11 protein-coding genes are annotated in these 13,416 nt (G+C 70.8%); 8 read left to right on the top strand and 3 right to left on the bottom strand.

The genetic code is table 11. The annotated features are described in order from the left end of the window. Window positions 1-36: 36 nt before the first annotated feature. From ACQPZW_RS33525 to ACQPZW_RS33495, 7 genes are all read left to right on the top strand, one after another. On the top strand, window positions 37-963 hold the full coding sequence (locus ACQPZW_RS33525) for a metal-dependent hydrolase (RefSeq protein WP_433790018.1): 927 nt from the start codon (window positions 37-39) through the stop codon (window positions 961-963). Further along, window positions 960-1,211: a hypothetical protein gene (locus ACQPZW_RS33520; protein ID WP_433790017.1), complete on the top strand. Its 252-nt coding sequence runs from the start codon at window positions 960-962 to the stop codon at window positions 1,209-1,211. Before ACQPZW_RS33525 ends, ACQPZW_RS33520 begins: the two co-directional genes overlap by 4 nt. Beyond that, the gene (locus ACQPZW_RS33515) at window positions 1,208-2,545 is read left to right on the top strand and encodes a hypothetical protein (protein WP_433790016.1); all 1,338 of its coding nucleotides are present in this window, start codon (window positions 1,208-1,210) and stop codon (window positions 2,543-2,545) included. The genes ACQPZW_RS33520 and ACQPZW_RS33515 overlap by 4 nt, the downstream gene beginning before the upstream one ends. Before the next feature lie 187 nt (window positions 2,546-2,732). Continuing rightward, complete coding sequence (locus ACQPZW_RS33510; RefSeq protein ID WP_433790015.1) at window positions 2,733-4,526, top strand: rhamnogalacturonan lyase; 1,794 nt, start codon at window positions 2,733-2,735, stop codon at window positions 4,524-4,526. A gap of 119 nt (window positions 4,527-4,645) precedes the next feature. Beyond that, complete coding sequence (locus ACQPZW_RS33505; protein WP_433790014.1) at window positions 4,646-6,520, top strand: glycoside hydrolase family 5 protein; 1,875 nt, start codon at window positions 4,646-4,648, stop codon at window positions 6,518-6,520. Window positions 6,521-6,693: 173 nt separating this feature from the next. Continuing rightward, the gene (locus ACQPZW_RS33500; protein WP_433790013.1) at window positions 6,694-8,007 is read left to right on the top strand and encodes a carbohydrate-binding protein; all 1,314 of its coding nucleotides are present in this window, start codon (window positions 6,694-6,696) and stop codon (window positions 8,005-8,007) included. 109 nt (window positions 8,008-8,116) lie between these two features. Beyond that, on the top strand, window positions 8,117-9,271 hold the full coding sequence (locus tag ACQPZW_RS33495; RefSeq protein ID WP_433790012.1) for a dienelactone hydrolase family protein: 1,155 nt from the start codon (window positions 8,117-8,119) through the stop codon (window positions 9,269-9,271). 52 nt (window positions 9,272-9,323) lie between these two features. Here ACQPZW_RS33495 and ACQPZW_RS33490 read toward each other — a convergent pair whose 3' ends face one another. Both ACQPZW_RS33490 and ACQPZW_RS33485 read right to left on the bottom strand, forming a co-directional pair. After that, window positions 9,324-10,448, bottom strand: a complete 1,125-nt coding sequence (locus tag ACQPZW_RS33490; protein WP_433790011.1) for a barstar family protein — start codon at window positions 10,446-10,448, stop codon at window positions 9,324-9,326. Then, a complete protein-coding gene (locus ACQPZW_RS33485) occupies window positions 10,402-11,562 on the bottom strand; it encodes an acyltransferase family protein (RefSeq protein WP_433790010.1) in 1,161 nt (386 codons plus the stop codon). The genes ACQPZW_RS33490 and ACQPZW_RS33485 overlap by 47 nt, the downstream gene beginning before the upstream one ends. 26 nt (window positions 11,563-11,588) lie before the next feature. On the opposite strand from ACQPZW_RS33485, the gene ACQPZW_RS33480 reads away from it, so the two are divergent. Then, window positions 11,589-12,620 carry an alpha/beta hydrolase gene (locus ACQPZW_RS33480; protein ID WP_433790009.1) on the top strand — a complete coding sequence of 344 codons (1,032 nt, stop codon included), beginning with the start codon at window positions 11,589-11,591 and terminating at the stop codon, window positions 12,618-12,620. On the opposite strand, the gene ACQPZW_RS33475 is transcribed toward ACQPZW_RS33480, so the two are convergent. Further along, on the bottom strand, window positions 12,607-13,410 hold the full coding sequence (locus ACQPZW_RS33475) for a hypothetical protein (RefSeq protein WP_433790008.1): 804 nt from the start codon (window positions 13,408-13,410) through the stop codon (window positions 12,607-12,609). The genes ACQPZW_RS33480 and ACQPZW_RS33475 overlap by 14 nt on opposite strands. Window positions 13,411-13,416 lie beyond the last annotated feature (6 nt).

Here is a 13,416-nt window from a genome sequence, read left to right as displayed (position 1 = left end):
TTCTAGTTTTAGGGCCCGGCGTCTGTGAGGTGTGTGATGACGGACCTGCCCATCCGCCGCATCAACTTTCGGCTGGACGAGAGCATTCCGTTTCAATGGCTGCCCAGTCATCCCAAATTCGGGCTCATGTGCAACGCGATCAGCATCATCGCCGTCGCGTTCGAGAAGTTCATCGTGGCCTCCACGCGGAAGGCGATCCCGCTGATCAAGGACCCGGCGGCGGCTGCGGAGGCCGAGTCGTTCCTGCGGCAGGAGGCTCAGCACGCCAACAATCACCGTCGGCATGTGGCGGCGCTCGTCTCGCGGTATCCGGGTCTGCAGGAGGTGGTGGACGAGGCGGTCGCCAGCTACGACGAGCTGCTGCGCACCCGGCCGCTGGAGTGGCAGCTCGCGTACACCGCCGATCTGGAGGCGACGTTCACGCCGCTGTTCAAGATCATGCTGGACCACGAGGACGTGCTGTTCCGGCCGGGTGACGAGCGGGTGGCCTCGCTGTTCCTGTGGCACTTCTGCGAAGAGGTGGAGCACCGCAGCTCGGCGCTGGTCGTCTTCGACGCGGTCGTGCACAACCGGTGGTACCGCAGCCGTGTGACCAAGGCGACCTTCAGTCACGTCATGACGGTGTACCGCACCATCCTGCGCGGCTTCGACAGGCACGTGCCGGAGGCCGACCGCCGCGCCGAGTACCGCAACATCTCGCCCGACGGGGTGCGCCGGGAAGAGGCACTCACCCGCCTCCCCTTCGCCGGTGGCCTGCGGAAACGGCTCGGCATCTCGCCGCCGTCGCCGTTCGCGCCGGCCGGCAACACCGAGATGGCGGTCCTCGCCTACCGGTTGCTGCTCTCGCAGGTGCCACACCACCGGCCCGCGAACGAGCCGCTGCCGGACTTCGCCGCCCGCTGGTTCGAGGCCTACGACCGGGGCCTCGACCTGAGCCTGTACTACTCGGCCACCGCGAGATGACGGCGGCGACCGCGGGGGCGGCGGCGAACGCGGGGACGGCGGCGAACGCGGGGACGGCGGCGAACGCGGGGACGGCGGCGAACGCGGGGACGGCGGCGAACGCGGGGACGCCGGTGGCGGTGGCGGCGAGGGTGGCGGTGGGCGCGGGGACGCTGGTGGCCACGAGGGTGGCGGTGGCCGCGGGGGTGACGGCGGGAAGAGCTGCGGCGGCGAGGCCGGTTCGCAGCGGCGCGGTGGGCGGGAGGTGACGGCGATGGGTCCCTGTTCCGACGACTTCACGGCGCTGGCCGGCACGCTCGGCGGGATCGACTGCAAGACCGCAGACCCTTTGGTGACGGTACGCGACCCGAGCTCGCTGCAGAGCTGGACCCAGCCGGTCCTGGAGTCGTTGATGGTGGCCGGCGCGATCGCCGCACTCATCCACGCGATCCTGTGGTGGCGCCGGCGGGGTGACGCGGGGAATCTGGGGCTTTGGTTCGCCACCGTCGTCTACGTGCTGATCCTGGAGCCGCCCCTGTACTTCCCGGACCGGTTCGGGTTGGCGGAGCAGGTCGGTCTGATCTTCGTGCACAACGTGTTCACGGTGCAGTTCCTCTTCGACCGGCTGCCGTTGTACATCGTGGCTCTGTACCCCGCCATGACGTACCTCGCCTATGTCCTCGTGCAGCGGACCGGCATCCTGGACCGCCGCAACCCGCTGATCGGGGCGGCCTGCGTCGCGGTGGTCTTTCATCTCGGCTATGAGATCTTCGATCAGCTCGGCCCGGGTCTGCGCTGGTGGGCGTGGAATCCGGCCGCGCCCTCGAACACGCCGATGATCGGCGACGCCCCGTTGACGAGCGCCGTCATCTTCGCGGCCGCCGCGCCGTTCGGCACGGCCCTGCTGACCCGGCTGCTGCTGGCCGGGCGGCCGCTGCGGGTGTGGCGGATCGCTGCCGTGGGCCTGCTCACGCCCCTGGCGATGATCGTGTTCTCGGCGCCGACCGTGCCATTCGGCCCGGCCGGACGCGCGGCGGTGTTGTGGACGGAGATGGCGGCGCTGATGATCGTCGCCGTCGCGGCCTTCCGCCGGGGTCGAGAGACGGCCCCGATCCACCGCCGACGGCAACCCGGCAGAGGCGGCAGCGGGGAGGAGGTCGACCAGCGACCCGTCAGAGGCAGCAGCAGCGGCGAGGTGGCCGACGAGCGGCAATCCGTCAGAGGCAGCAGCAGCGGCGAGGTGGCCGACGAGCGGCAATCCGTTAGAGGCAGCAGCGGCGGCGAGGTGGCCGGCCAGCGGCAATCCGTCAGAGGCGGCAGCGGCGAGGAGACCGACCGGCGGCAACCTGCCCGGGACGGCAGTGGTGAGCAGGCCGGCAAAGGGCGGCTCACCGGGCGCGACCGTGGTGAGCCGTCCGACGTGTGGGACCAGGTGATGCGCCTTTACGCGCCGATCGCCGGGGCCGTCTATCTGGCGGTCATGGCCCTGTTGTGGACCGCGGGCAACGCCTCACCCACCGCACTCGCATACGCGCTGGTGTGCGCCCTCGCCCTCCTGGCACCGGCGGCCCGGCCTATTGCAGATATCGGCACTCGTCGATAGCATCGGCCCGGGGTCTCTGAAAGCTTTCAAAGCCCACCGACCCCCGCGCGCACCCCGCCGACCAGCATGATCCCCACATGCCGGTCGGCGGTAAGACCTCATGAATGGGAGGCCCAGCGCCACCCCGGCCGCACGACGAGAGCGCCGCCGGAATCCCCGTTTCCCCCGCACAGAGTTTGGATCCCCCATGTTCAAACTGCTCACCGGTGTCATCGCGGCCCTGACCGCCGCCGCGACGCTGGCCGTCCCCGGATCAGCCGCGAGCGCAGAAGCGAGCGCGGAGACCAACCGCGGCCTGATCAGCCTCCGCACCCCCACCGGCAACTTCCTCTCCTGGCGGCTCCTCGAGTCCGACCCGGCCGGCGTCGGCTTCGACGTCTACCGCGACGGCGCCAGGATGACCGCCACCCCGATCACCAGGGGCACCAACTTCACCGACAGCGGCGCCCCGGCCGGTGCCACCTACACGGTCCGCCCGGCGGCGAACGGTGTCTCGACGCTCGCCGGGGCCGCGGCTTCGACGGTCGCGTTGGCCGCCGCCTATCAGGACGTCCCGATCCAGATCCCGCCGGGTGGGACCACCCCCGACGGTGTGGCCTACACCTACAGCGCCAACGACGCCTCGGTCGGTGACCTCGACGGCGACGGCTCCTACGAGATCGTCCTGAAGTGGGACCCGTCCAACGCCAAGGACAACTCGCAGTCCGGCTACACGGGGCCGGTCTACATCGACGCGTACAAGCTCAACGGCACCCGCCTGTGGCGCCTCAACCTGGGGAGGAACATTCGGGCCGGCGCGCACTACACCCAGTTCCAGGTCTTCGACTACGACGGCGACGGCAGGGCCGAGGTGGCGATGAAGACCGCCGACGGCACGATCGACGGCGGCGGCACGGTGATCGGCAGCGCCTCCGCCGACTACCGCAACTCGTCGGGCTACATCCTGACCGGTCCGGAGTACCTGACCGTCTTCAACGGCCAGACCGGCCGGGCCATGGCGACCGCGAACTACGTCCCGGCACGTGGCACGGTCTCCTCGTGGGGGGACGGCTACGGCAACCGGGTCGACCGGTTCCTGGCCGGCACCGCCTATGTGACCGGCTCCTACCCGAGCATCATCATGGCCCGTGGCTACTACACCCGTTCGGTGATCGTGGCCTGGGACTTCCGCAACGGCGCGCTGACCCGCCGCTGGACCTTCGACAGCAGCTCGTCGACGAACGGCTCGGCCTGGGCCGGCCAGGGCAACCATCAGCTCTCCGTCGCCGACGTCGACAACGACGGCCGGGACGAGATCATGTACGGCGCGATGGCCGTCGACGACAACGGGGCCGGCCTGTGGACCAACGGGCAGGGCCACGGCGACGCGATGCACGTCGGTGACCTGATCCCGAGCCGGGCCGGGCTGGAGGTCTTCAAGGTCGACGAGAGCACGACGAAGCTGGCCGCCTGGATGGCCGACGCCCGTACCGGATCGATCATCTGGTCGAACGCGTCCTGTGGCTGCGACAACGGCCGGGGTGTCTCGGCCGACGTCTATGCCGGCAGCCCCGGCGCCGAGTCGTGGTCGTCGGCGGTGTCCGGCCTCTACAACACGTCCGGTCAGAACATCGGGCGTAAGCCGTCGAGCGCGAACTTCGTCATCTGGTGGGACGGCGACGCGCAGCGCGAGCTGCTCGACGGCACCCACATCGACAAGTACGGCACGAGCGCCGACACGCGTCTGCTGACCGCGTCGGGGGTGCATTCCAACAACGGCACGAAGGCCACCCCGTCGGTGCAGGCCGACATCCTCGGTGACTGGCGCGAGGAGGTCATCTGGCCGACGACGAACAACACCGCGCTGCGCATCTACTCGACGACCGACGCGACGAGCATCTCGCGCCCGTCGCTGATGCAGGACCGGATGTACCGCGAGGCGGTCGCCTGGCAGAACACCGCCTACAACCAGCCGCCGCACCCGAGCTTCGCGATCGGCTGAGGACGGGAAGGCCAACGAGTCGACGGGGGTACGGGCGTCGTCCGTGCCCCCATCGGCCCGGTACGTCAGTTCAGTAAGGTGTGTTCCCTGAACGGCGCTGATGGTCTTCAATGTGAGCCATGGTGATCGCGCGTCCGGCCGTACCCCTGCTGATGGTTGTGATGGTCCTGGCCGGTCTGCTGCCCGGCACGCCCGCGGCGGCGGCGACCGCGGCGGCGGAGCCGGGATGGACGGGGCCACTGTCGACCCGGGGACGGTATGTCGTCGACGCCGACGGGCAGCGGTTCAAGCTGCGCTCCGGCAACTGGCACGGCGCGAGCGGCACCTGGAACGGCTCCGGTGACACGGCCGACAACGCGAGCCATCATGCCGGCGAGAACTCCGGGCGGGTCCCGCTCGGCCTGGACCGCGCGCCGCTCGCCACCATCGTCGCCGGCTTCCGTGACCTGGGCCTCAACAGCGTGCGCCTGCCGTTCTCCAACGAGATGGTCCGCGACACGACGCCGGTCACCGACGCCGCCGTGGCCGCCAACCCCGGACTGCGGGGATCGACCCCTCTGCAGGTGTACGACCGGGTGGTCGCCGAGCTCACCGGCGCCGGTCTCGCGGTGATCCTCAACAACCACACGAACACGACCCGCTGGTGCTGCGCGGTCGACGGCAACGAGCGGTGGAACACCTCGCAGAGCGTCCAGCGGTGGGAGGACGACTGGCTGTTCATGGCCCGCCGCTACCGGGACAACCCGCGGGTGGTCGGCGCCGATCTGTACAACGAGGTGCGCCGCACGATCCTGGACGATCCGAACTGGGGCTGGGGCAACGCCCACGACTGGTTCGCCGCCTCGCAGCGCGCCGGTGACCGGATCCTCGCCGAGGCCAATCCCCATCTGCTGATCATCGTCGAGGGCATCAACTGGACCGGCATCCCGGTCGACGGCCTCGCGCACGAGCGGCCCACTCTGCGCCCGGCCCGTACGCTGTCGCACACGCTCGTCAGGTCGGGGAAGCTGGTCTACTCGGCGCACTTCTACGACTACACCGGCCCCAACCACAGCGGCGCCACCGGCACGGGTGAGACCACCGACCCCCGCTACCGCGACCTGAGCCCGGCCGAGTTGGCCGCGGTCGTCGACCGGGACGCCCTGTTCGTGGCGGGGGAGCCCGGCAACCACTTCACCGCGCCGGTGTGGATCAGCGAGTTCGGCGTCGCCGCCGACGCGGTCGAGGGCAGCAGACAGCGCGCCTGGTTCGAGAGCTTCGTGGACATCCTGATCCGGGCGGACGCCGACTTCGCCTACTGGCCGGCGGTCGGCTGGGCGGAGAGCGGCAACGAGTGGGGGCTGCTGTTCTTCGACGCCGCGGGGCGGCGATCCGGCGTCCTCGACGGCCCGGACTGGCGATCCGGCGCCTGGCAGCGGCTGGTCACGGCCACGACCCGGCAGGGGTACGTCGCACCGGTCCCCATCCGCAGCATGCTCAGTCCCGACCACGGTGACTTCATCGCGTCGGCGACGATGCGGAGCAGGCCCGACTGGGACAGCGGCGCCCGTAAGGCCGCCTGCCCCGACGGTCAGCGCCTGATCGGGCTCAGCCACACCGGCAACCGGGGCCTGTGCACCGACCATGCGCGCCCGGTGGCCTGGAGCGCGTACCAGGTGGTGACCGGCGAGCAGCACGTCTCCCGGGACTGGGCGTCCGGCTACACCAAGCTGCAGTGCCCGGCGACGTCGGTGCTGGTCGGCTACGCGGTCCGGGGCGCGGCCGTGTCGAGCGCCCTGTGCGCGACCGCGATCACGGCGGCGACCGACAGCGGCCGGACCGTCTGGTTCGACCGGGGCGACAACCGTCCGGCGGGTGGCCCCGGCGGCGACTTCGCCAGTGGCCACCACAAGGGCCAGTGCGCCGACGACGAGTACGTGGCCGGGATCGCCTTCACGGCACGGATCTTCTCGTCGCGTACCCCTGACGCCCTGCTCTGTCGCCGTCTGCCCTAGCGCCCGGTTGGTCAGGGCGAGGGCCACGGTGATCTCGCCGCCGCCGGGCCGGGCCATCGTCCGGAGATGCGGCCCGAGAATTACTGTTAAGAACCCTTGATATTTACGTATGTGAACTCCAGGATGTGGACACACACGTCACGCGCGTCACATTCGTCGTCGAGGAGTTCGCCATGAGGGTTCGCCGCAAGATGCTGGCCCTGGTCGTCGGAGCGGGGGTGGTGCTGAGCTCGGCCGTCGCCTTCGCCTCGACCGGCAACGCGGCCGTGGCCTGCTCCTCGACGATCTGGGCCGAAGGGGTCGCCTACACCGCCGGCCAGCAGGTCACCTATCAATCGGCGCTCTACCAGGCCCTGGTCACGCACACCGCGTGGGCCGGCACCGGCTGGAACCCGGCGGCCACCCCGACCCTCTGGAAGAGCCTCGGCGCCTGCGAGGGCGGCACCAACCCGTCGCCGTCGCCGTCGCGCTCGGTCAGCCCCAGTCCGAGCGTCTCGGTCAGCCCCAGCCCGTCGACCAGCCCGAGCAACCCCACCGGCTGTGGGGTCAAGGGCCGTCCGGCCGGTAAGGTGCTGCAGGGCTACTGGGAGAACTGGGACGGCGCCTCCAACGGCGTGCACCCGGGCATGGGCTGGATCCCGATCAACGACAGCCGGATCACCCAGCACGGCTACAACGTGCTGATGGCCGCCTTCCCGGTGATCCGCTCGGACGGCACGGTCCTGTGGGAGAACGGCATGGACGCCGGCGTGAAGGTGCCCACCGCCGCCGAGATCTGCGCCGCCAAGGCTCAGGGCGCCACCATCCTGATGTCCATCGGTGGCGCGACCGCCGGTGTCGACCTCAGCTCCAGCGCCGTCGCCGACCGGTTCGTGGCGACCATCGTGCCGATCCTCAAGCAGTACAACTTCGACGGCATCGACATCGACATCGAGACCGGTCTCACCGGCAGCGGCAACATCAACACCCCGTCGACCTCGCAGGCCAACCTGATCCGCATCATCGACGGCGTCCTCGCCGCCATGCCGTCCAACTTCGGCCTCACCATGGCACCGGAGACCGCGTACGTCACCGGCGGCTCGGTCACCTACGGCTCGATCTGGGGCTCGTACCTGCCGATCATCAAGAAGTACCTGGACAACGGCCGCCTGTGGTGGCTCAACATGCAGTACTACAACGGCAGCATGTACGGCTGCTCCGGCGACTCGTACGGCGCCGGCACCGTCCAGGGCTTCACCGTGCAGACCCAGTGCCTGGCCAACGGCCTCACCATCCAGGGCACGACCATCCGGATCCCGTACGACAAGCAGGTCCCCGGCCTGCCCGCGCAGGTCGGCGCCGGCGGCGGCCACATGAGCCCGGCCCTGGTCGCCCAGGCCGTCAACAGTGTCCCCGGCATCAAGGGCCTGATGACCTGGTCGATCAACTGGGACGGGTCGAAGAACTGGACCTTCGGCGACAACGTCAAGGCTCTCCAGGGTCGCTGACCCGCCCCGATCGCCGCCCGCCCGGACCGTCCCCGGGCGGGCGGCGCTCTGTTGACATGCGGGAAAGGGCTTTCTAGCGTCGGGATTCCATCGAAGAACAGGAATCCCCATGAAGCGCCGCTCCGTGATCTCCCTGCCCGCCGCGGCCCTCGTCGCGCCACACCTGACCGACGCCCTGGCCGCCGCCGGGTTCGAGGGCCCGTCGGTGATCACCGGCAACCTCCCGGTCTTCTACGAGCGCCTCCGGGACGAGCTCACCTTCCCCCTCGCGTGGCCCCGCTCCCACGACCGCGACTTCCGCGCCTGGAAACGCCGTGCCCGCCACCAGTTCGAGAGCCTGCTCCAGCACCCCGCCGACCGCACCCCGTTCGCGCCGGAGACCATCGACGAGCAGGCCGGACCGGGCTACCGCCGCCGCCAGATCGTCTTCAACGTCACCCGCCACAGCCGCGTCCGCGCCACCATGCTCGTGCCCGACGGCCCCGGTCCGTTCCCGGCCGCGCTGCTGCTCCACGACCACGGCGCCAGATTCGACATCGGCAAGGAGAAGCTCATTCAGCCGTGGTACGACGAGACGCGTCTCGCCGCAGCGCAGGCCTGGGCGGCCCGTTACTTCAGCGGCCTGTTCCCCGGCGACCACCTCGCCCGGCGGGGCTACGCCGTCCTCGCCGTCGACGCGCTCGGCTGGGGCGACCGGGGCGGGCTCACCTACGAGAACCAGCAGGCCCTGGCGAGCAACCTGTTCAACCTGGGCTCGTCACCGGCCGGGCTGACGGCCCGCGAGGACGCCCGCGCCGCCGCCTTCCTCGCCACCGTGCCCGAGGTCGACCCGCGCCGGATCGCCGCGGTCGGCTTCTCCATGGGCGGCTACCGGGCCTGGCAGGTCGCCGCCCTCTCCGACCACATCGCCGCCACCGTCGCCGCCTGCTGGATGACCGGCCTCAAGGAGATGATGGTGCCCGGCAACAACACGCTGCGCGGGCAGTCGGCGTTCTACATGCTGCACCCGGGCCTCTACCGGCATCTCGACATCCCGGACGTGGCCAGTCTCGCCGCGCCCCGGCCGATGTTCGTGATGGGCGGGGAGCTCGACCCCCTGTTCACCGCCGAGGGTGTGGCCGTCGCCCACGCCAAGCTCACCCGGGTCTGGTCCGACCAGCGGGCCGCTCACCGCCTGCGCACCAGGACGTGGCCCGGCCTGGGCCACGTCTTCACCGCCGAGATGCAGGAGGAGGCCGTCGACTGGCTCGACCGCCACCTGTGACCCCCTCAGCGGGACTCAGCCCGCATTCTCGGTGGGGCTCCGCCCGCGCGCCTCAGCGCAGCTCCACCCGCACTCCTTCGCCGGTGAGGTAGGCGACGAGCTCGTCGAACGTGACGGCGGCCGTCCAGCTCTTGCGGTCGTAACCGGCGACCAGATGGCGGCGCGCCACCTCGGAGTCGTGCCAGATCAGGCGGAACCCGGGGGTCGCGCCGCCGTCGCCGGTGGCGGCGTTCTCGTGCAGCCAGAACAGGTCACCGCCGAACCAGCCGCCGGGCCCGTTGATCGCCTCGCCGATCGCGCAGTAGAACCCGTCGTAGTCGGTGACGTGCCGTCCGTCCAGGTGGTAAACCGTTCCGTCCGGCTTGTCGGGGGCCCGGACCCGGTGGACGGCGGCGGCCCGCACCCACAGGTAACGGCCACTGCGATCGAGGCCGGCCCACTGATTCGGCTCGGTGGGCCCTCCGGCCCGCCACATGTCCCACAGCTGCCGTTCGTTGGCGGCCAGCGGCGACGGAACGCGCGCGTCCAGAGCGACGTCGACGAGACCGTCGCCGAGCGCGGAGGGCTCCGTGGACCGGACCCTCCCGACGATCCGCTGCTCCCAGTACAGGTCGTGGACCGTTCCGTCGACGCGCACATGGGAGACCTCGGCCTCGACGAACCCGGTGGGCCCGGTACGGCACCCGCGCAGCGTCACCGGAGGACCCGGAGGCCAGATCGGTGGCCGCTCGTGGAACAGGCCGGCGACGGCCCGGCACTCGCCCACGGGAGTGTCCCCGTCGAACAGCAACCACTTCGGGACGCCGGGCGCCACGGTGCCGCCCGCGTTGGCGGTGTCCGGCTCGCGATGCCCCTCGATCTCGATGTCGAGTCGCCCGGAGCCGTCGGCGGCCGGCCGGTGCCCGACGACCCGCACGTCGAGCAGGGACTCCAGCGTCTCGACGGGACTCCAGGCCTCCGGGGCCTCCAGGACCAGATTGCCGAACCAGGACGGCTCGCCACCGTCGATCACCGCCCGCAGGCGCCCGGACGGCTCACAGCCCTGCAGGATGTGCCGCTCGTAGACCGGCTCGACCGGGAACGTCAGATCGGTGAAGAGACCGTCGATCTCCATGCACTCGGTGACCGGGTCATCGGTGGTCACGTCCGACAGTCGCCAGCGGAAGGGGATCGACACGCGCCGACCCTAGTCGCTGACCCGGGACCTCGATGTACCGGTGGGTCAGCCAGGAGATGCCCAGCACCGCCGACAGGTAGCCCACCGCCACCAGGGGACCGGGGACGTCGGCGATGAGCAGCGGACGGCCGAGCTCGATCAGCACGTAGTGGACCAGATAGACCGAGTAGCTGATCACGCCGATCCGGGCCAGCCAGGCGGGGGTGTGCCGGTGGCGCAGCAGCATCCCGGCGGCGAAGGAACCGCCGAAGACCAGCAGGGTGATCACCGAGCGGGCGATGTAGCGCGGCGTCAGCCCGTGCAGGGCGGCCAGCTCGCCGATCCAGACGGTCAGCAGCGACCCGGCCACCACGGCGATCACCGCCCCGGCCCGCCACCAGGAGGTCTGCCCGTGGTCGGCGCGGTGGATCACGGTGCCGGTGAACATCACGGCGACGATCAGCAGGCCGTCGTGGGTGTGCGCCGGATCCATGTTGAACACCAGCAGCGTCAGGGCCAGCCCGCCGAGCAGCAGGCCGCCGGTGACCTCGGCCCAGCGCCGCCCGGACACCGCCCCGGCCAGCCCTAGCGCCAGCACCGCCGCCGTCACCATCGGCACCTCGCCCCACCGCAGCGGGACCAGCGGGGCGGTGACCACGCCGGCGAGCGCGAGGAGCACCGGCGGCAGGACGGAGCGCGTCGCTCGTACCGTGAAAAGGGTCGTGACGAGAAGGTAGAACGCCATCTCGAAGGAGAGCGTCCAGAGCACCGCTGTGATCAACGGCACCCCGGCCAGGAACGGCAGCATGGTCGCGTGCCCCACGGCCGTGGCCAGCGGGTCCGCCGGCGGATGGGCCACGACGAGGACCGCGATCACCGCGAGGTAGAGCGGAAAGAGCCGCCGGACCCGGCTGCGCCAGAACGCCCGCAGATCACCGTGGCGCTCCAGCGAAGCCGGAATGATGTAGCCGCTGACCAGGAAGAACAGCATCACCCCGGCGGTGCCGGCATGCAGCCACTCGCCGGTGACGGCCCGCAGATCGGTGAAGACGAACCGGGTCAGATGCGCATAGACCACCAGTAGCACGGCGACGGCGCGGAGCCCGTCGAGCCAAGCCATCCTGGGTGCGGTCATCGGTGAAAGATAGTTGACTCAAGGGCATGTCGACATGGACCAGTGAGCTCGCGGGGACCCTGCATCACGACACGATCGATTCGCAGGCGCTGCGCGGCAACGTTCTGGGCGATCCGCACGAGCGGCCGCTCTGGGTGTATACGCCGCCCGGCTACGAGACCGGCGGCGACGAGCGCTACCCGGCCATCTACGTGATCCAGGGCTACTCCGGCCAGGTCACCATGTGGGGCAACCGGACGCCGTTCCGGCAGCCGTTCGTCGAGACCGCCGACCAGGTGTTCGCCGAGGGGCGCGCGCCGGGTTGCATCCTCGTCTACGTGGACGCGTGGACGGCGTACGGCGGCTCGCAGTTCGTCGACTCGCCGGGCACCGGCAACTATCACACCTACCTCTGTGACGAGGTCGTGCCGTACGTGGACGCCAACTACCGGACGATCGCCGACCGGGAGTCGCGGGCCATCACCGGCAAGTCGTCCGGCGGGTTCGGGGCGATGATCACGCCGATGCTGCGGCCGGACCTGTTCGGCGCGCTGGCCACCCACGCCGGCGACGCCCTCTACGAGTACTGCTATCTCAACGAGTTCGCGAAGGCCACCCGGGCGCTGCGCGACTACGGCCACGACATCCAGGCGTACTGGAAGGACTTCCAGTCCCGGGTCGCGTTCACCAAGGAGGAGGACATGCTGCTGGTCCTCGTCCTGGGCTGCACGGCGGCGTTCTCGGCCGACCCGGACGGCACACCCCGGCTGCCCTTCAATCCGCGCACCGGCGAGATCCTGCCCGAGGTGTGGCAGCGGTGGCTGCACTGGGACCCGATCCGCATGATCGACCGCTACGCCGACGAGCTGCGCTCCCTGCGGGCGGTGTGGATCGACGCGGGCACCCGGGACGAGTGGTTCCTGGACCTGGGCGCGGAGGCGTTCCGCGACGGGCTGCTGCGCATCGGGCTGCCGGCGGAGAAGATCGCGTTCGAGCTGTTCCCGGCGAAGCACGGCGGCATCGACTGGCGGTATCCGCTGGCGGTCGAGTGGCTGGCCAAGCGCCTCAACCGGTCCTGAACCCGGCACGGTCACCTTCGGGCCGGCCCGGCTGCCAGGCGCCCTTCGCACAGTTGCGGATCCCGTGCTCACGGAGTGTCCGCAGACAGTCGCGAAGGGCCGTCCGGCCGCCGACCGCGATCGGGGTGCCGCCCGACCATCCGGTGTGCAGCGCCAGCAGCACCGCCCTCGCCGGTTGCACGCCGGGCAGGGCGTGCCACAGGGCGGTGACCGTCGAGTCGAGTGTGTGGTCGCGGTCCGGGCCGAGGACGACCGCCGCGCCGGAGACCGCGTCGTCGAGCCGGTGTGGCCCGGGGAAGTCGGGCACGCCCTGAACCCGCGGCCACAGCTCGCCGACCAGGGCGGGCACATCGAACAGAGAGGCGAAGTCCAGGCCCGGCGGGCGGGACGGGCTGACCGGCGGATCGGCGTTCTCCACGCCGAGCAGGTGGTCACGCTGCCGGGCCAGCTCGCCGTGCCGCTCGGCGGCGTGCACGACGTTGGCGAACGGGCCGTCGGCGTGCCGGGACCGGATCTCCCGTTTGACGCGCCGGGCTGCCTCGAACGCGTCCGGCCCGCTGACCAGCAGGACCTCGGACGGGCCGGTGGTCAGGTATCGGTCCAGGAAGCCCAGGGTCAGGCCGTGCCCGGCGTCGGAGTACTCCGACCACAGATACCGGACGTCGGCGGGGGAGAGCGTCACCGCCCTCCGCCCGTCGATCGTCAGCCCGGCCGCCACGGCGGCCCGTTCCACCTCCCGGCCCAGACCCCGGCGTAGGCAGTCCGGTTTCAGCAGAACGAACGCGCGCACGCCGCC

It is taken from the genome of Actinoplanes sp. CA-252034 (genome assembly GCF_050956125.1).
Classification (GTDB): Bacteria; Actinomycetota; Actinomycetes; order Mycobacteriales; family Micromonosporaceae; genus Actinoplanes.
This window is presented reverse-complemented; position numbering and strand designations above follow the sequence as displayed.

Coding starts and splice junctions, on each gene's coding strand:
- ACQPZW_RS33525 (WP_433790018.1), top strand. CDS start 37: ATGACGGACCTGCCCATCCGCCGCATCAACTTTCGGCTGGACGAGAGC.
- ACQPZW_RS33520 (WP_433790017.1), top strand. CDS start 960: ATGACGGCGGCGACCGCGGGGGCGGCGGCGAACGCGGGGACGGCGGCG.
- ACQPZW_RS33510 (WP_433790015.1), top strand. CDS start 2,733: ATGTTCAAACTGCTCACCGGTGTCATCGCGGCCCTGACCGCCGCCGCG.
- ACQPZW_RS33505 (WP_433790014.1), top strand. CDS start 4,646: ATGGTGATCGCGCGTCCGGCCGTACCCCTGCTGATGGTTGTGATGGTC.
- ACQPZW_RS33500 (WP_433790013.1), top strand. CDS start 6,694: ATGAGGGTTCGCCGCAAGATGCTGGCCCTGGTCGTCGGAGCGGGGGTG.
- ACQPZW_RS33495 (WP_433790012.1), top strand. CDS start 8,117: ATGAAGCGCCGCTCCGTGATCTCCCTGCCCGCCGCGGCCCTCGTCGCG.
- ACQPZW_RS33485 (WP_433790010.1), bottom strand. CDS start 11,562: ATGACCGCACCCAGGATGGCTTGGCTCGACGGGCTCCGCGCCGTCGCC.
- ACQPZW_RS33480 (WP_433790009.1), top strand. CDS start 11,589: ATGTCGACATGGACCAGTGAGCTCGCGGGGACCCTGCATCACGACACG.